General features: G+C 62.4%; 17 protein-coding genes. 8 read left to right on the top strand and 9 right to left on the bottom strand.

What is annotated here, in order from left to right; all coding sequences use genetic code 11:
* Window positions 1-182 precede the first annotated feature (182 nt).
* The 3 genes from U5A67_RS07170 to U5A67_RS07160 all read left to right on the top strand — a co-directional run bounded on the left by U5A67_RS07170 (window position 183) and on the right by U5A67_RS07160 (window position 3,915).
* Window positions 183-1,406 carry an MFS transporter gene (locus U5A67_RS07170; protein WP_321813516.1) on the top strand — a complete coding sequence of 408 codons (1,224 nt, stop codon included), beginning with the start codon at window positions 183-185 and terminating at the stop codon, window positions 1,404-1,406.
* 18 nt (window positions 1,407-1,424) lie between these two features.
* Window positions 1,425-2,231 (top strand): SDR family NAD(P)-dependent oxidoreductase, encoded by an 807-nt coding sequence (locus U5A67_RS07165; protein ID WP_321813515.1) that lies wholly within the window; start codon window positions 1,425-1,427, stop codon window positions 2,229-2,231.
* Between the two features lie 172 nt (window positions 2,232-2,403).
* The gene (locus U5A67_RS07160; RefSeq protein WP_321813514.1) at window positions 2,404-3,915 is read left to right on the top strand and encodes a carbohydrate porin; all 1,512 of its coding nucleotides are present in this window, start codon (window positions 2,404-2,406) and stop codon (window positions 3,913-3,915) included.
* Window positions 3,916-3,958: 43 nt separating this feature from the next.
* Here U5A67_RS07160 and U5A67_RS07155 read toward each other — a convergent pair whose 3' ends face one another.
* The 3 genes from U5A67_RS07155 to U5A67_RS07145 form a co-directional block, all read right to left on the bottom strand.
* On the bottom strand, window positions 3,959-4,159 hold the full coding sequence (locus U5A67_RS07155; RefSeq protein ID WP_321813513.1) for a DUF1289 domain-containing protein: 201 nt from the start codon (window positions 4,157-4,159) through the stop codon (window positions 3,959-3,961).
* Between the two features lie 9 nt (window positions 4,160-4,168).
* A complete protein-coding gene (locus U5A67_RS07150) occupies window positions 4,169-4,441 on the bottom strand; it encodes a metal/formaldehyde-sensitive transcriptional repressor (protein WP_205982937.1) in 273 nt (90 codons plus the stop codon).
* Window positions 4,442-4,506: 65 nt separating this feature from the next.
* On the bottom strand, window positions 4,507-5,346 hold the full coding sequence (locus U5A67_RS07145) for a nickel/cobalt efflux protein RcnA (RefSeq protein ID WP_321813679.1): 840 nt from the start codon (window positions 5,344-5,346) through the stop codon (window positions 4,507-4,509).
* A gap of 324 nt (window positions 5,347-5,670) precedes the next feature.
* Between U5A67_RS07145 and U5A67_RS07140 the strand changes: the two genes are divergently transcribed.
* Window positions 5,671-6,024, top strand: coding sequence for a hypothetical protein (locus tag U5A67_RS07140; RefSeq protein WP_321813512.1), 354 nt, complete (start codon window positions 5,671-5,673; stop codon window positions 6,022-6,024).
* Window positions 6,025-6,032: 8 nt separating this feature from the next.
* Here U5A67_RS07140 and U5A67_RS07135 read toward each other — a convergent pair whose 3' ends face one another.
* A complete protein-coding gene (locus U5A67_RS07135) occupies window positions 6,033-6,560 on the bottom strand; it encodes a hypothetical protein (protein WP_321813511.1) in 528 nt (175 codons plus the stop codon).
* Window positions 6,561-6,732: 172 nt separating this feature from the next.
* The gene (locus U5A67_RS07130) at window positions 6,733-7,965 is read right to left on the bottom strand and encodes an NADH:flavin oxidoreductase/NADH oxidase family protein (RefSeq protein ID WP_321813510.1); all 1,233 of its coding nucleotides are present in this window, start codon (window positions 7,963-7,965) and stop codon (window positions 6,733-6,735) included.
* A 148-nt stretch (window positions 7,966-8,113) separates the two neighbouring features.
* On the opposite strand from U5A67_RS07130, the gene U5A67_RS07125 reads away from it, so the two are divergent.
* Both U5A67_RS07125 and U5A67_RS07120 read left to right on the top strand, forming a co-directional pair.
* Entirely contained in the window at window positions 8,114-9,016 is a 903-nt protein-coding gene (locus U5A67_RS07125) for an acetoacetate decarboxylase (RefSeq protein WP_321813678.1), read from the top strand.
* A gap of 18 nt (window positions 9,017-9,034) precedes the next feature.
* Window positions 9,035-9,508, top strand: a complete 474-nt coding sequence (locus tag U5A67_RS07120) for a MerR family transcriptional regulator (protein ID WP_321813509.1) — start codon at window positions 9,035-9,037, stop codon at window positions 9,506-9,508.
* Here the strand turns inward: U5A67_RS07120 and U5A67_RS07115 are convergent.
* Window positions 9,505-10,191 (bottom strand): type 1 glutamine amidotransferase domain-containing protein, encoded by a 687-nt coding sequence (locus U5A67_RS07115; RefSeq protein ID WP_321813508.1) that lies wholly within the window; start codon window positions 10,189-10,191, stop codon window positions 9,505-9,507. The genes U5A67_RS07120 and U5A67_RS07115 overlap by 4 nt on opposite strands.
* A gap of 361 nt (window positions 10,192-10,552) precedes the next feature.
* Between U5A67_RS07115 and U5A67_RS07110 the strand changes: the two genes are divergently transcribed.
* The gene (locus U5A67_RS07110; protein ID WP_205982930.1) at window positions 10,553-10,852 is read left to right on the top strand and encodes a hypothetical protein; all 300 of its coding nucleotides are present in this window, start codon (window positions 10,553-10,555) and stop codon (window positions 10,850-10,852) included.
* Window positions 10,853-10,871: 19 nt separating this feature from the next.
* Here the strand turns inward: U5A67_RS07110 and ampC are convergent, their stop codons facing one another.
* Window positions 10,872-12,044 (bottom strand): class C beta-lactamase, encoded by a 1,173-nt coding sequence (gene ampC / locus U5A67_RS07105; protein ID WP_415767784.1) that lies wholly within the window; start codon window positions 12,042-12,044, stop codon window positions 10,872-10,874.
* A 116-nt stretch (window positions 12,045-12,160) separates the two neighbouring features.
* Between ampC and U5A67_RS07100 the strand changes: the two genes are divergently transcribed.
* Window positions 12,161-13,027 (top strand): LysR family transcriptional regulator, encoded by an 867-nt coding sequence (locus U5A67_RS07100; RefSeq protein ID WP_321813506.1) that lies wholly within the window; start codon window positions 12,161-12,163, stop codon window positions 13,025-13,027.
* Between the two features lie 21 nt (window positions 13,028-13,048).
* Here U5A67_RS07100 and U5A67_RS07095 read toward each other — a convergent pair whose 3' ends face one another.
* Window positions 13,049-13,819, bottom strand: a complete 771-nt coding sequence (locus tag U5A67_RS07095) for an IclR family transcriptional regulator domain-containing protein (RefSeq protein WP_321813505.1) — start codon at window positions 13,817-13,819, stop codon at window positions 13,049-13,051.
* A gap of 88 nt (window positions 13,820-13,907) precedes the next feature.
* Window positions 13,908-15,227: a shikimate transporter gene (shiA, locus tag U5A67_RS07090; RefSeq protein WP_321813504.1), complete on the bottom strand. Its 1,320-nt coding sequence runs from the start codon at window positions 15,225-15,227 to the stop codon at window positions 13,908-13,910.
* Window positions 15,228-15,508 lie beyond the last annotated feature (281 nt).

Here is a 15,508-nt window from a genome sequence, read left to right as displayed (position 1 = left end):
GCTCGCACGGGTGGATTTGACGAGATCAAATCGACCTGTCAACGCAATCTGATTGTGTCGTAACGTCGCCGCCGGAATCATTCGTCTCACACAAACAGGAAGTTCGTGGTCCTGCCCGACGCGCGTTGCGCCAGCGGCGCGAATTCACGGACTTTTATTCAAATAGAAACGGAGACGATTTCATGCCTGTCCAGTCCCCTGGCCGCGACGGTACGCCCGCGCGTCGCGAAGCCCACTTTCTGCACGCGCTGATTCTGCTGAGCACCGTGATTTGCGGCACGCTTGCGCCGACCGTGATCGGCCCGGTGCTGCCTGCAATGCAGCAGCATTTCGCCGATGTGCCCGGTATCGAAACGCTGGTGCCCGTCGTGGTGACGATGCCGATGTTCGTGCTCGGCGCACTCGCGATGGTGATCGGCGCGGTCAGCGACAGGATCGGCCGCAAGCGCGTGCTGGTGAGCGCGCTGGTGCTCTATGCGCTGGCCGGCACGGCGCCGCTTTATCTCGACTCGATCCAGGCGATTCTCGCGAGCCGCGCGCTCGTGGGCCTGGCCGAAGCGGCGGCAATGACCGTGAGCACGTCGTTTATCGGCGATTACTTCACGGGCGCACGGCGCGATCGTTACGCGGCCTTGCAGGTCACGGTGGCATCGACATCGGCATTCATGTTCAATCTGATGGGCGGCATGCTGGGCGCCTATGGCTGGCGTGCGCCATTCGTGGCTTACGCGCTGCCTTTGCTGCTCGCGCCGCTCGTGCAGATTTTCATCTGGGATACGAAGGGTGCCGTGCGCGAGGCGCAAGCCCATATCGCCGATGAAACCGTATTTCGCCCCTGGCTGCTGGCGCTGATCTGTCTGGCGGCGTTTGGCGTGGGCATGGTGTTTATGGTCGTGCCGGTGCATCTGTCGTTCATGCTCGTGCAACTCGGCGTGCATTCGACTGGCGCAATTGGCCTTGCGTATGCGGTGAATAGCGCGGGCATTATCCTCGGCACGCTGGGGTTTGGCTGGTTTATCGCGAGCCGCTGCTCGGTGCTGCAGCAGTTCGTGCTGGGCACGCTGATTTGCGGTCTCGGTTTCGTCTGCATGGGCACGGCGCACGACCAGACGATGCTGACCGCTGGCGGTGCGATCAATGGCGTGGGCTGCGGCATCGTGCTGCCCGCACTGGTGAGTTGGGGCCTGCGTTCGCTGCCGTTCTCGCGGCGCGGCTTCGGCACGGGTGCTTTTACGGCGGCACAATTCGTCGGTTACTTCTGCAGCCCGATCATCTTCATGGGCATGGTCATGCACTCGGGTTCGCGCTTCGCGGTCGTGCATTCGTGGGGACTCGCGCTGTTCGTGCTGGCCGCCGTGTGCGTGGGCGCATCGCTGCTGCGCGTGCGTCGTCTGAAGCTCGGTTGAGCGATCGGGAGACGCCGCATGACATTCGCATTCAAACCGGCATTGCCGATCGCGCAGGGCGAGCGTCTGCGCGGTAAAACGGCACTCGTGACGGGAATCGGCAACGGTATCGGCAAGGGTTGCGCGCTGCTGTTTGCAGCGCAAGGCGCACACGTCGTGGGCTGCGATGTCGACGCTGACGCCGCGCAACGCACGGTTGTCGAAGCCCGTGAGCGCGGCTGGCAGATCGACAGCCTGCATCCTTGCGATCTCACCGCGCCGCGCGAGGCGCAGCGCGCGGTGGAGTTCGCCGTCGAATTGCATGGCGGTATCGACGTGCTGGTGAACGCCGCGGCATTTGGCGCCTTCGCGTGGATCGGCGAGATGGACTACGAGACGCAATGGCGCAAGACCTTGACCGGCGAGCTCGATATCGTCTTTCTGCTGTGTCAGGCCGCGTGGCCCGCGCTGATCGGACGCGGTGGCGGTTCGGTCATCAACTTCGCTTCGGCGAATGCGACGCACGCGCTTGAAGGCTCGCCCGCACTCGCGCATTGCGCGGGTAAGGGCGGCGTGCTGGCGATGACGCGGCAACTGGCGATGGAGGGCGCGCCGCACGGTATCCGCGCGAACTCGATCTCCCCAGCGTTTGTCGAGACCGAAGCCACGCGCCGGCATCTGCAGGCGCAGCCTGAATTGATGGCGCGTGTGCTGGCCAAGCAGATGACCCAACGTATCGGCCAGCCCGAGGACGTGGCGTGGTGCGCGCTGTTCCTCGCCAGCGACGAAGCCGCGTGGGTAACGGCCGCCGATTTCCCGATCGACGGCGGCGCGACGGCCTGGTAACGCGGGCGCTTTTCTACACTTTCGATTTTTACCCCACGTAATACGCAACGCGCCCGCAACGAGGCGCGGTGGGGAGCGCTTTTGCCTTAAAAAACAGGAGACGACAATAATGACGATTTATCGGTTTGGAATCCTAACTCAACGCGAAAACAAAAAATGGCGGCTTTCTTCGATGGCTTTTGCCGCGATGATCGCGAGCGGCGCGGCGCTCGCGCAGACGGCGCCGGCTAGTGCATCGGATAGCGCCGCAACCACGGCGGCTGCGGTGAAAAAGACCGAAAAGGACAAGCTCGCGCAGGCGCAGAAAGACGCGAAGACGATCAAGCTGGCCGCGAATGACGGTACGATCAAACAGGCGTCCACGGATCGACCCGCCGTGCAGCAAGGCATTCCATCCACCGATCAGCTTGGCGTTTCGCACATCGGCAATGCCACGCCGGAACCGCCGGAAAGTCCGCGCCAGGGCCCGCTTTCCGGCATCGGCGAAAAGCTCAATAACTGGGGCTTTACGCCAACGCTGAATCTCGTGCAGATGTATCTCGCCAACCCGAGTGTCGGGCAGCAGACGGGCAATCACGAAGCGCTCACATTTATCGCTGTGGGTGGCGATTTCGATCTGCAAAAGATTGCGGGCTTTCCTGGTGCGACGATTCACTTCCAGCAACTGTTCGTGCCGTTCACGTCGAATCTGGGGTGGGGCACGCAGGTGGGCGATGTGCTCGCGGGACAGCCGGGGCCTTATGTGCCGAAGGTTTCACACCTCGCGCTCTTTACGTGGGAGCAGAAAGCCTTTCACGACAAGCTCGACTTTGAAGTCGGTAAAAGCAATCCGGGGTTGTATTTCGGCGCGCCGGTCTGTAATCAGGGCTTCGGTTGCCAGAGCGCGATCCTGCAGAACAGCGCCGGCATGAATCCGCCGATCTACGTGAACTGGGGCGGTCGCGTGCGTTATAGCCTGACACCGGAATGGTCGGTGCAGGCGGGCATGTGGCGCTCGAATCCGGCGTTCCCGTTCACCAACGGCTGGGAATGGACCGACGATGCGGCGGACAGCAATGTCTATCTGGCGAACGTCACGTATCGCACGACGTATCAGACCGATCCGTTTCCGAAAAGCTATGAGTTGATGTTCTACTACAACACGCGCACGCAGACGGACCCGTTCACGGCGGGAACGCACAAGGGCACGTCAGGGATGTATTTCGGCGGGCGTCAGGTGATTTATCGTCCCGATGGCGGAAATTCGACTGCGCCGGACCCGACCGCGGTGTCGCTGTTCGCCACCGCGACGGCGAGCTTCGATTCGCACTCGACGACGGGTCTCGCCATGACGGGCAGCACCGGGGTGATTCTGGAAGCGCCACTGCGTAGTCGCCCGCACGACAGCATTTCGCTTTCATTCAACTGGGCGACGCTGACGCCGCACGAGCAGGACTATCTGAAGCAGGAAAACCTGGCGGCGGGCGGTACGGGCTATACGGTGGGCCGCACGCAATACGGCCTGAAACTCGACGCAAATATTGCGCTTACACGCAGCATTATTCTGAGCCCGTATGTGATGCGGACCTGGAATACGAATACGTGGGGCAATGCGTCGTATGCGGGCACGCCGAAGAACGGCTTCGTAGCGGGTGTGCTCGCGAGCATCTTCTTCGACAAGATGCTGGGGCTGACCGATCACTGAGCGGCGCAAACGCTAACCGGTGCACGGCGTCGTTCAGATAGCGCTATTCATCCGACGACGCCTGTTGTATTTCGCGTCCCAGTTTGGCCTGGCGGCGGCTTCTTTCGTTGATGATCTGATGGCGGCGGTGGTCCGTCATTTTCTTCCAGCCACGCGCTTCTTCACGCGTGCGCAGGCAGCCGGTGCAAAAGCCGGTCTTGCCGTCGAAGGCACAGAGTTCGATACAGGGCGATTTAACAGCCATAGTGCAGGTTCACTTGAAGTAGCTGTGAACCACTTCGATCAATTGTTCCTTGCCGCTGCCGTGCTCGTCCTCGGGTTCCGCATCGACCAGATGTGTGCGGATGTGATCTTCGAGTACCACGGCCAGCAGCCCGTTCATCGCGCCGCGGCTGCTGGTGATGAGTTGAAGCACGTCCATGCAGCCGCGTTCGTCTTCGAGTGCGCGCTCGATAGCCTCGACCTGCCCCTTGATGCGGCGCACCCGGTTGAGCAGTTTCTGTTTATCGCGAATCGTGTGGCTCATGCGTTACCTCGACAGAATGGATGCGCGAGTATAGCGTGGGGGCCGCCCGCGATTGCGGGCCAGCATCACACCGCGGCCAGCGCGCTCAGCCCTTGATAGCCGACGAATAGACCCACGAGCATGATCAACGCGCCGGAAAAATACGGTGCCTTGCGCGCGAAACTGCCGAAGCCGCTCCATCGGCGCGAGACATGTTTGACGCTCAGCGCGGCGAGGGTGCCGGACGCGACCATCGTGAGCGCGAGGCCGATGCTGAAGCACAGCACCAGCGATGCGCCCAGCGCAAAACGCTTCAATTGCAGGCACAACAGCAGCACGGTGATGGACGCGGGGCAGGGCACGAGGCCGCCAGTCAGCCCGAACATGACGATCTGGCCGGTCGTGACGTCGCGATTGGCGAAGCGGCGGCGAATATCGTCCGCGTGCGCGCGTTCGTGGGCGTCCTGATACTCCTGCGAACCTATATCGAGGCCATCGTGATCGTGATGGTGTTCGTGATGATGGTGATGGTCGTGGTCATGATCGTGACCATGATGGTGGTGATGCGCGTGGGCATGCCGATGCTCGCGCCAGGCGCGCCAGATCATCCACGCGGCGACGCCCACGATCAGCACCGCCGAGGCGATCTGGAAGTACGGCTCGCTCGTCTGCGCGTTCCAGTTGCGCCCGAAATACATGCCTGCAAGTGCGATCGCCCAGACCACGGCGGTGTGGGACAAGGTCGCGGAAAGACCCAGCAGCACAGCCTGGCCGACCGTGCCCCGAATCGCCACGATGAAGGCGGCCATCATGGTTTTCGAATGCCCGGGCTCCAGGCCGTGGAGCGCGCCCAGCAGAATCGCGCTGGGAATGAACAGCCATGCGCTCGACGCGCCTTGCGAAAGAAGAGTGGAGAAGTCCGTCACGCCGCCTTTTTCCTTACCTGAAATGCCCGCGCACGCTTGTCGAACGTGCATGCGCAATGGTCTATATACCGTAGGGGGGTATATTACACAGATAGGGTACAGGGGTATACTAAATTCGCGATGTGGCGTACGGCCCTGTTTGTGCTTGCGGGCGCCGCGTTTTCGCAAGGCGCTTATAATCGCGCCACGATTCGGGGGATCGCCGTTGCGAATGTCTCGTTCGCAGGCGCATGTCAACCGGCTTGTTCGCACTTGCGCGACAAGTTCCAACCGCTCTCTGTTCTGGCTGCGCGTACTTGCGCGCGCCACAAAGATTTGAATTCGATGAAGAAAAAACGCTGGATTGCGCTGCTGCTCCTGATTCTTTCGGCCGCAGCGGTGGCTCACTTTTTACGCCCGGGCATTAGCGCGGCCGATCGCGATTACTATTCGGCGCTGCTTTGCCACGTGACGATCAACGACGTCATCAACGACGGCGGCCGCGATCCGCGCAAGAGCATGCGATACGTGATCGAGAACGGGAATTCGGACTACGGCCTGCACAAGCTCGAATACAACGCAGCAGCGGCGGACGACGCGCTGGCCCGCTTCGCGAAGCTCGACGCCGATCAACAGCGCGCCGCGCGCGCGAGCGGCACGGATTGCCAGCGTCTTATGGGTTTGAGCGCCGCGCAGTAAGCGGCGCGTTACGAGACCTCGTGAGCGGCCGGCAAACGCGGCATTGGCCCGAAGAAGAACGCGAACAGTCTGCGCCTGCCGATAACGCGGGCGAGTTCGGCCATGACGCAGTAGTTGATGATCAGCACGACCAGCAGCAGTTGAATGGCGAAGAAGTGCGCCCAGTCGAGTTCGACGAGTAACTGATGGTTCGCGGCGGCCAGATTGTGCGCGCTCTTCCAGTAATCGAAGAGACGTTCGAGGTAGTGGAGTAGCGAGGCGACAGCGGTATAAATCACCGTTTTCCAGCCCACATTCCAGATCAGCGGTTTCTCGGGAAAGCGGTTCACGAACGGCAGCATGTTGGCCAGCAGAACCGATTTGCCGAGCACCAGCGCGGCGATCGTCACAGCACCGGAAGTCGGTAACGATATACCGGTGTCGTGCGTCATCAGCGAACGGATCGGCGCGACAATATGCAGGATAACGAAGAAAAAGATAGTGGGCGGCAACATCTCCTTGAATTCGTGCCAGACCTTGGTAGTCACGCTATTCATGATGGCTTTTCCTCGCTCATGCGCGCTGGCGTCCGGGTTCGATCATCTTGCGATCATGTCCTCAAACGTCCCGGTCCGGTCGAAACCTGATATGTCGATATTAGGCTACCGGGAAAAAATTCGCGGTTAAAAAGCGCGCCAGCTTTTACGGAAAAAGCGCTTATCCCGCCGATTATTTCGCTTGCTGCATCATCCAGCGTTTGTATTTCCGCGTGCGCGAAACATCGGCCAGTTGCTGCAGAATCAATGCGCGTAATGGCGATACGGTGGGATCGGTTTGCTTTCCTGTGCTCAGCCGGTGCAACTGGAATTTGACGGTGGCCATATTCGCCAGCGACGCCATCGGCTTGTTCTTCCAGGTGATAGGCGCAAGCGCTGGAGCGTTATCTTTACCGGCGCGCCATGCGCGCGGCAGATCCGGATCGATGGCCAGCGCCGTGCCGATACCCACCATATCCACGCCGCTCGTCACGACCTGTTCCGCAATCGCGCGTCGGCGGATACCGCCCGTGACCATCACCGGCATACGCGCAATCGTGCGGATATCGCGGGCGAATTCCACGAAATAGGCTTCGCGCGCCAGGGTGCGGCCGTCACGCGCATCGCCTTGCATGGCCGGCGCTTCATAACTGCCACCCGACAGTTCGACCAGATCGACGGCCTGTTCGTTGAGAAGCTTGACGACCTGACGTGCGTCGTCGGCGCTGAAGCCGCCGCGCTGAAAATCGGCGGAATTGAGTTTGACGGCCACGGCAAAGCGCGGCGATACGACGGCGCGCACGGCTTTAACGATCTCTAGCAGCAGGCGCGCGCGATTCTCCAGCGAGCCGCCCCATTGATCGCTGCGCTGATTGCTCAAAGGCGAAAGAAACTGACTCAGCAGATAGCCGTGCGCCGCGTGAATCTCGACGCCCGTAAATCCGGCGAGTTCGCCCAGCCGCGCTGTGCGCGCAAAACGCTGAATCACGTCTTCGATCACTTCATGGGTCATGGCCTGAGGAACGGCGAAATGCTTCGACATCTTGCCGAGCGCAAGCGGCACAGCGGAAGGCGCCCAGGTGGGCTGGCCGAGATTGGCGCGCATCTGGCGGCCCGGATGATTGATCTGCAGCCAGAATTGCGCACCCTTCGAACGCCCGACGCTCGCCCATTGCCTGAACGCATCCAGATGCCGGTCGTCTTCGAGCACCACGCCGCCCGGGCCGGTCATCGCGCGGCTGTCGACCATGACGTTGCCGGTAATGAGCAGGCCCGCGCCGCCGTTGGCCCACGCCTGATAAAGCCGCATCAATTGCGCCGATGGCGCATGACGGGCATCGGCCATGTTCTCTTCCATGGCGGCTTTGGCGATGCGGTTCGGGATCGTCGAACCGTTGGGTAAAGCTAGTTTGTCGAACACGTTCATGGTTGACCTCGTTTCAGCGTGGTCCGACTTTAAGATTAAAGTCAACTTGAAGGTCAAGCACTATCTGTGCGGTCACGCAAAGCTTGACCTTCAGGCTGACTTGAACCTTAAAGTGCCGAAAGATCAACTATCGGAAAGGTCGGCGAATATGGACAGGCTGCGAACGGAAGTCGAATTTGGACCGCATAAGGTGGAAGTGCCGGCGGGTGGCTATTACGACCGCTTCCGGATGAACCCCGATCTGGATGAAGTGGCGCGTGATCCCGCTGCGGGGAATATCGACTTTTTCAGAAGGATTCCAAAGCAACTGGTCGAGTCGCGAGTCGGCCCGACCTGGGCGCCTAACTTTTACTATCGCACCAGCCATATTCAGGCTTTATTGCTTGCACCGTTAGCGCAATTACGGACGATGTTGCCGACGCCGCTCGAACCGCTGCGTGCGTTTCCCGGCTATGGGCTGGTTGCGCTGACGTTCTTCTCGTATTCGGTTTGCGATAACGATCCTTATGACGAGGTCTCTATCGCGATCGTAATTCGCCGTCCTGGCGCGCGCGGTTCGCACGCGCTGGAACTGCTTGATTCCATGCGTCGGCGCAGTTTTCATGCGCACGTACTGGCGCTGCCCGTGACGACGGAAATCGCACGCGTGCGCGGCGTCTATGGTTATCAGTTGCCGAAATGGCGCGCCGATATTGCTCTGAAGATAGGCGCCAATGTAAGCGCGCAGATTGCCGGACCCGATGGCGCGCCGGACCTCGTATTGAATGCGCCGCTGCCGGCGTTGCGCACTGTGGCGCCGCAATCGCATATGGCGACCAACACCTTGATCAATAAAGTCGATGGAGTCTGGCATCAGGCGACGGTGCAGACCAATACGCTATCCTTTGCGCAAAGGCTGTTGCCGCGCGACGTAAAACTGTTGCGTGGCGGCGGTCCCTTGAGCCAGTTGCTGGACGGACTGGGCGCATCGAAGATCGTTCGACTCGATGTCGTCAAGGATGCGCAAATCGTGCTGAATTTGCCCACGCCGCTCGCGCCGGGTTGGGTCTGATCGGAGAGTACGGACATCATGAAGATTGGGGAACTGGCCGAACGCACGGGCCTGGCGGCTTCGCGTATTCGTTTCTACGAAGATATCGGCTTGCTGAAAGTCGAGCGCGAACCGAATGGCTATCGCACCTACGCGCCGCAAGCCGTGCTGGTGCTCGATCTGATTTCGGCAGCGCAGCAAGCCGGTTTCAGTCTCGACGAAATCCGCATGTTGCTGCCGCCCGATATGAAGCAGTGGCAACATGGCACGCTGATCGAAACGCTGCGCGCGAAGGTGCAGGATATCGAGGCGCTGGAAAAGCGTCTCGCGCAGAGCAAGGCGCATATCGTTGCGCTGCTCAAGGAGATCGAGGCGAAGCCCGACGATATGGACTGCAGCGCCAATGCAAAGCGCGTGCTGTCGCGTATTCGCGCTGGCGAAGTGAAAGTGCCCGCGCCCGCGCTGGCCGCCGCGGACGTCAAGACCTTGCACAAGACCCGGCGGCGCAGTTAGCCGAGCAGCGCAGCAACCTGTTTCGCCGTGGCTTTCGCGGACTGCGGGTTTTGCCCGGTCACCAGGCGGCCGTCGGTGATCACGTGGGAAACGAAGGGCAACAGGGCTTTTTCATAGCGCGCGCCGCGCTGCTTCATCGCTTCTTCCGCGTTGTACGGCACTTTCTTTGCCACGCCCGCGAGCACTTCTTCGACCCACGAATAGCCGGTGACGCGGCGTTTCTCCACCAGACGGGTGCCGTCGGAAAGCGTGGTGTTCAACAATCCGCAGTAGCCGTGGCAAACCGATGAAACAATGCCGCCGCGCTCGTAGATGTCACGCGTGATGCTTTGCAGGCCCGCATCGTCGGGGAAATCCCACATGACCGCGTGGCCGCCCGTGAAATAGACGGCATTGAAATCGGCTGGGTCGATCTGATCGGGGCGCGCGGTGCTCGCCAGCAATGCCTGGTAATCCTTATCGTCTAGCCAGGATTTCACGGAGGCATCGGCGAGCGGCCATTTGAGTGCGCGCGGTTCCAGCGGCGACTCGCCGCCTTTCGGGCTGACGATCTGCTGGTCGTAGCCGTGTGCGGCGAACACATGCCAGGCGTGCGTCAGTTCGGAGAGCCACAGGCCGGTTGGGTCGGCCGCGTCCGCATAGTGGGCGACATTGGTGACGACGTGCAGTACGCGCTGGGTCATGGCCTCGGTTCTCCGTTGATCGGTTTGCGGCACGCGCAGTGCGCTCTGGCAGCCGTTAGCCGTAACCATAACGTTCAAGTCAACCTGAAGGTCAAGCATTGTCGATTGCACCGCATCACACGCTGCAACAGTCAGGATGCGCGCAAGATGTCAAAATACGTGTTCGTGCCCCGCATCGAGGCGGCTCCCAGGCCGTCTGTGACGCGGTTATGCTTGAGATCAGGTCGCTGAATCCCATTTATCCTCCGTGAACCAGCGTATTCGTCCTCCTTTGCCGCCAGAATGGCCTTTCCCGCCGAGCCGCGATGTCGCCGGCCGCGCGTTTGGCGATCTTGTCGCGCTTCAATATCGCGGTGCCGGTGTGTGGCTCTGGAAATGCCGCTGCGGCAATCACGTCACGGCCAGCCTCGGCGAGGTGGAGAGCGGCCAGACGCGCGATTGCGGCTGCGGCGAGCAGCGCCGCGTCTGGCGCTCGCGGCCGGGTTCGCCGTCGCTCAAGGGCGGCGAAGTGTTCGGCCAGTTGACCACGGACCGCTATGCCGGCAATGGCATGTGGGTCTGCAGGTGCGAGTGCGGCAACGAGGTGACGATCAGCGCCGGGCGATTGCGGCTGGGGCAGGCGCGGTCGTGCGGGCGTTGTGCGGGGCCTGCGGGCGGTTGAGCGGCGCGCAACGCGTCCATTACTTTCTCGTCTTTGATCCCGCCTGATCCAGCGCTTCCAGAATCGCATAAGCCGCGCTCACCCGTGCCTCGGCCGGATACGCCTTGTTCGCCAGAATCACCACGCCGATACGCCGCGCGGGCACGTAGGCCACATAGGTTGCAAAACCGTTGGTCGAGCCGGTTTTGTTGATGAGCGCATCCGCTTGCGGCGCGAGTGGCGGCGTGAGTGCGTGCGCGGCCATCGGTTTGAGGATGGCGTCCGGGTTGTTGCCGCGTTGCAGCGTGTCGAGCGCCACCGGCCACGGGTACTGCTCCCAGACGACATCCTGCGTGAACGGGCCGCTCGTGTAATAGCCCGTGTGCGTGCAGTCGATCGCGCGCTGCCACGTCGCATCGAGCTTGCCGATACCCATATTGGCGTCCAGATAGCGCGCGAGATCGCCGCTGGTCGTGCGTACGCCATAGGCTTCATCGGCGAACACACCGGGGTTCAGGCGCCTGGGCATATCGTTCTTGTCATAGCCCTGCGCGTAATGCGCCTGGCTTGCCTTCGGCACGTCGATAAACGTATGCGTCATGCCGAACGCGGGAAAAAGCCGCTGTTCGAGCGCCTCGCGGATCGGCATCCCCAAACTCTTCGCCGCCGCCCGTCCCAGCAGACCGATACCCAGATTCGAATACACGCGCTGCGTGCCCGGCGCGCTCGCCGGTTGCCAGTTGCGCAGCCAGGCGTTCATTTGCGCATCGGTGTCGACGCCGTCGGGCACGAAGAGCGGCAGGCCGGACGTGTGCGTGCCCAGATTCAGCACGCTCACGTGATCGAAGACGCTGCCGCGCAGCGCCGGCACGTACTCGCTCGCGGGCGCGGAGAACGAGAGCTTGCCGTTCGTCTGCGCATAGCAGGCCAGCGTGGCCGTGACGGTCTTGGTCACCGAGCCGATTTCGAACAGCGTCTCCTGATCGACACGCGCACCGGTGGTTTTCGACGCCACGCCGTAGTTGTAGAACGCATGCCGCCCGTTCACGGTGACCGCGACCGCCACGCCGGGAATGCCGTACTTCGCCTGCAACGGTTGAATGGCGGCATCGACGACGGCTTTTTCGGGGGGCTCGGCAGCCTGCGCGGTCATGGCGACAGACATCGCAGCCATTAGCATAACTTTCATCTTAAAAAGAAAGGGGTTCGGCATCGTTTGGCTTCCGTTGTGGTGAAAAGCGAATTTGAAGGCGCATTCTGTGGCGTTGCCGCCCCATTCACAAGCGACGATAATTTGCCTCACCCACAAGCAAAACTTATGGATCGATCATGCGTCCCAACGTCCCGCTCCACGCGCTGCGCGCTTTCGAAGCCTCGGCGCGCCATCTGAGCTTCACGCGCGCCGGGCTCGAACTCAAGGTCACGCAGGCCGCCGTCAGCCAGCAGGTGCGCATGCTCGAAGACTGGCTCGGCGTGCCTTTGTTCCGGCGACTGCCGCGCGGCCTCGGCATGACCGATGAAGCGCGCGCCTTGCTGCCGGTGTTGAGCGATGCGTTCGGCCGCATCGAGACCGTGCTCAAGCAGTTCGAAGGCGGGCGCCTGCGCGAGGTGCTGACGGTGGGCGTGGTGGGGACGTTCGCGATCGGCTGGCTGATGCCGCGCCTCAAGGCGTTTCGCGAGGCGTATCCGTTCGTGGAGCTGCGCCTGTTGACCAACAACAATCTCGTCGATCTGGCGGGCGAGGGGCTGGATTTCGCGATCCGTTTCGGCGACGGCAAATGGCCCGCGACGCAGAACACGCATCTGCTGGACGCGCCGCTGGCGGTGCTGTGCGCGCCGGAAATCGCGCGGCGTCTGCGCACTGCCGGGGATCTCGCGAGGGAAACGCTGCTGCGCTCCTATCGCACCGACGAATGGCTGCGCTGGTTCGATGCGGCAGGCGTCGAGCCGTGGACCGTGAGCGGGCCGATTTTCGATTCGTCGCGCCTGATGGCTGAAGCGGCGATGCAGGCCGCGGGCGTGGCGCTCGCGCCCGCGCGCATGTTCGAGCGCGAGTTGCAGATGGGGCTGCTGGTGCGGCCCTTCGATGTCGAGGTGCCGACCGGCAGCTATTGGCTCACGAGCCTCGCGTCACGGGCGATGACACCGGCGATGCGCCTGTTCGAAGCGTGGATCGTCGCCGAAGCCGCGCGCTAATTTGCGCTGCGCGGGTGTGCGTTACAGCACGTTCAGCATCGACAGCGCGGTTTCCTGCAGATGCGGCAGCACGCGCGTCACGGCCGCTTCCGAGCTTTCGTTGCCAATCGACATATTCGTGCTCAAGGCGGCGATCACATCGCCGGCGCGGTTGCGCAGCGGCACGGCCACGCCGCGCACGCCCACCTGCAACTGCTGTTCGATGAGCGCGTAACCGTCGGCGCGGGCGCGGACGATTTTCTCGCGCAGACGCGTTGCGCTCGTCAGCGTGTGCGGCGTGAAGGGCGCGAGTTCCACGGCGTCGAGCCACGCCGACACCGCCTGCTGATCCTCCTTGTACGCAAGCAGCACGACGCCCGGCGAGATCAGCGGCGCGGGCACGCGCGCGCCCAGCACGAAGCCCGTGGTCATCACGCGCGAGACGCCGTTGCGCGCGATCACGACCAGATCCCAGCCGTCGAGCACGCTCACATAGGCCGATTCGTTGAGCGTCGCGCTCAGTTGCTGAAGATAGGGCTGCACGGTGCGCGGCAGGCGCGCCGAATCGAAATACGACCAGCCCACGCGCAGCACGCGCGGCGTGAGGCCGAACAGGCGCCCATCGGTATAGACATAGCCGAGCGATTCGAGCGTGAGCAGATAGCGCCGCGCAGCGGTGCGCGACAGACCCGTGCGCTCGGCGGCCTGGGTCGCGGTCATGCGGGCGTGCTCGCTGTCGAAGGCTTCGAGAATCGCCAGGCCTTTTTCCAGACCGGCGATCCAGTCGCGCTTGTCGAGATTCGTCGTTTTCATGTGGGGTTCATCGGCGCGCAGGCTTTGAAGCACAAAAGGCCGGGCATGCGCCCGGCCTCGTGATGGCTTGCTGGATGGTGCGTTGCGTTCAGGCTTGCGCGGGTTTCATGCGCGCGGCGACGATCAGCGAAATCAGGCAGCCCACGGCCAGGTACGCCGCCACCAGATGCCACGAGCCGTTGCCCGCGCCCACCAGCGCCACGGCGATGAAAGGCGTGAAACCGCCGCCCACCACGCTGGCGAACTGATAGCCCACGCCTGCGCCGCTGTAGCGGTATTCGGCGCCGAACAGTTCGGTGAAGAGCGGCTGCTGCACGCTGACCACCATGTCGTGCGCGAGGTTGGCGAGCGCCACCGAGCAGAGCACGATCCACAGCGTCGAGCGGGCTTCCAGTGCGAGGAAGAACGGCACCGCGCTGACCAGACCGATCACCGCGCCAACCAGATAGATGCGGCGCATGCCCAGACGGTCGGCCAGCCAGGCGAAGCAGGGAATCGTCACGCACGAAATCGCGCCGACAAACAGACCGATGCCCAGGAACAGATCGCGCGAGAGGCCGAGATTCGCCGTCGAATAGCTCAGGGCGAAGGCGGTCACGATATACATCGTGAAGAGTTCGGCCAGACGCAGCGCGACGATGTAGAGGAAAGCCTTCGGGTGACGCGTGAGCGCTTCGAGCACCGGCATCTTGAGCTTGCGATCGGCGTGTTCGACCTTTTCGACGAATTCCTTCGACTCGTCCATGCTCGAACGCACCCACAGGCCGATCAGCACCAGCACGACGCTGAACAGGAACGGCAGACGCCAGCCCCACGAGCGGAATGCCGTCTCGCCCAGCAAATGGCTCAGCAGCGCGACAATGCCGGTCGCGAGCACGAGGCCCACGCCGTAACCCACCTGCACGCCGCTGCTGTAGAACGCCTTCTTGCCCTTGGGCGCGCTTTCGACGGCCATGAGCGCTGCGCCGCCCCATTCGCCGCCCACGGCGAAGCCCTGGATCGCGCGCATCAGCACGAGCAGCACGGGCGCCCACCAGCCGATCGTGGCGAAGGTGGGCAGCAGGCCGATGGCGACCGTGGACAGGCCCATCAGCATGACGGTCAGCACGAGCATGCGCTTGCGGCCGAGGCGGTCGCCGTAGTGGCCGAACACCACGCCGCCGAGCGGACGGAACAGGAAGCCGACGCCAAAAGTCGCGAAGGCCGCGAGCGTGCCCATGTTCTTGCCGATGGCCGGGAAGAATTCGGCGTTGAAGACCAGCGCCGCGACGATGCCGTAGAGCAGGAAGTCGTACCAGTCGACAACCGCGCCGACAAAGCTGCCAAGGGCCGCTTTCTTCGCCTGGCTGCGCGAATGGCTTTGCTTGGCTGGCTCGGCGGAGCCCGTGGATTCGAGGGTGGGGGTCATGAGATGTCTCCAGTCCCGGCAGCGCTTTTGTCTGCCTGCGTAGTTACTCGCGGTGTGGCTTGCGGTGTTGCGTCTTTCGCTGCGTGCATGTGGTTGGCAGCGGTGAAACGGAGCATAGGGCGGCGCGTGCCCCGGATCAATGCGTACAACGCGCGAAATGCGCGATTATCGCCCATAAGTGTGCGATTATCGAACGCTTTGAGGGTTAGCACGGAGACTGACGCCCTCCCGGCATCAGGGCCGTCTTTGGCGCAGTGTACGAATTGGTTAAAATTGCCGCG

The sequence above is a fragment of the Paraburkholderia sp. J69-1 genome (assembly GCF_905220255.1).
GTDB lineage: Bacteria > Pseudomonadota > Gammaproteobacteria > Burkholderiales > Burkholderiaceae > Paraburkholderia.
Note: the sequence above shows the minus strand (reverse complement) of the source record. Positions and strands in the feature narration are given on the sequence as shown.

Bases quoted from the DNA above. Each gene is read 5' to 3' on its own strand.
- U5A67_RS07170 (WP_321813516.1), top strand. From the start codon at position 183: ATGCCTGTCCAGTCCCCTGGCCGCGACGGTACGCCCGCGCGTCGCGAA.
- U5A67_RS07165 (WP_321813515.1), top strand. From the start codon at position 1,425: ATGACATTCGCATTCAAACCGGCATTGCCGATCGCGCAGGGCGAGCGT.
- U5A67_RS07160 (WP_321813514.1), top strand. From the start codon at position 2,404: ATGGCTTTTGCCGCGATGATCGCGAGCGGCGCGGCGCTCGCGCAGACG.
- U5A67_RS07155 (WP_321813513.1), bottom strand. From the start codon at position 4,159: ATGGCTGTTAAATCGCCCTGTATCGAACTCTGTGCCTTCGACGGCAAG.
- U5A67_RS07150 (WP_205982937.1), bottom strand. From the start codon at position 4,441: ATGAGCCACACGATTCGCGATAAACAGAAACTGCTCAACCGGGTGCGC.
- U5A67_RS07140 (WP_321813512.1), top strand. From the start codon at position 5,671: ATGAAGAAAAAACGCTGGATTGCGCTGCTGCTCCTGATTCTTTCGGCC.
- U5A67_RS07135 (WP_321813511.1), bottom strand. From the start codon at position 6,560: ATGAATAGCGTGACTACCAAGGTCTGGCACGAATTCAAGGAGATGTTG.
- U5A67_RS07130 (WP_321813510.1), bottom strand. From the start codon at position 7,965: ATGAACGTGTTCGACAAACTAGCTTTACCCAACGGTTCGACGATCCCG.
- U5A67_RS07125 (WP_321813678.1), top strand. From the start codon at position 8,114: ATGGACAGGCTGCGAACGGAAGTCGAATTTGGACCGCATAAGGTGGAA.
- U5A67_RS07120 (WP_321813509.1), top strand. From the start codon at position 9,035: ATGAAGATTGGGGAACTGGCCGAACGCACGGGCCTGGCGGCTTCGCGT.
- U5A67_RS07115 (WP_321813508.1), bottom strand. From the start codon at position 10,191: ATGACCCAGCGCGTACTGCACGTCGTCACCAATGTCGCCCACTATGCG.
- ampC (WP_415767784.1), bottom strand. From the start codon at position 12,044: ATGCCGAACCCCTTTCTTTTTAAGATGAAAGTTATGCTAATGGCTGCG.
- U5A67_RS07100 (WP_321813506.1), top strand. From the start codon at position 12,161: ATGCGTCCCAACGTCCCGCTCCACGCGCTGCGCGCTTTCGAAGCCTCG.
- U5A67_RS07095 (WP_321813505.1), bottom strand. From the start codon at position 13,819: ATGAAAACGACGAATCTCGACAAGCGCGACTGGATCGCCGGTCTGGAA.
- shiA (WP_321813504.1), bottom strand. From the start codon at position 15,227: ATGACCCCCACCCTCGAATCCACGGGCTCCGCCGAGCCAGCCAAGCAA.